This window comes from Psychrobacillus vulpis, assembly GCF_006861825.1.
GTDB classification, from domain to species: domain Bacteria; phylum Bacillota; class Bacilli; order Bacillales_A; family Planococcaceae; genus Psychrobacillus; species Psychrobacillus vulpis.
The window spans coordinates 1-465 of the sequence record NZ_VDGI01000072.1; the positions used below are offsets into that span (position 1 = coordinate 1).

Here is a 465-nt window from a genome sequence, read left to right on the forward strand (position 1 = left end):
GGTAACCCTTTTGGGAGCCAGCCGCCGAAGGTGGGACAGATGATTGGGGTGAAGTCGTAACAAGGTAGCCGTATCGGAAGGTGCGGCTGGATCACCTCCTTTCTAAGGATAATTACGGAATACAGATTTTTATCTGTATCTTAACGTTTTGCAGTTCAGTTTTGAATGTTCATTTTTATGAGCATTTGAAAACTTGTTCTTTGAAAACTGGATAAAACGACATTGAAAGCAACAAATTCAAGAAATTCAATAGAANGGGTGAAGTCGTAACAAGGTAGCCGTATCGGAAGGTGCGGCTGGATCACCTCCTTTCTAAGGATAATTACGGAATACAGATCTTTATCTGTATCTTAACGTTTTGCAGTTCAGTTTTGAATGTTCATTTTTATGAGCATTTGAAAACTTGTTCTTTGAAAACTGGATAAAACGACATTGAAAGCAACAAATTCAAGAAATTCAATAGAA

At 37.9% G+C, this 465-nt stretch carries 1 rRNA gene; it reads left to right on the top strand.

Annotation, left to right across the window (positions count from 1 at the left end):
• Nucleotides 1–102, top strand: a 16S ribosomal RNA gene (locus FG384_RS19625); the annotation flags it as partial.
• Nucleotides 103–465 lie beyond the last annotated feature (363 nt).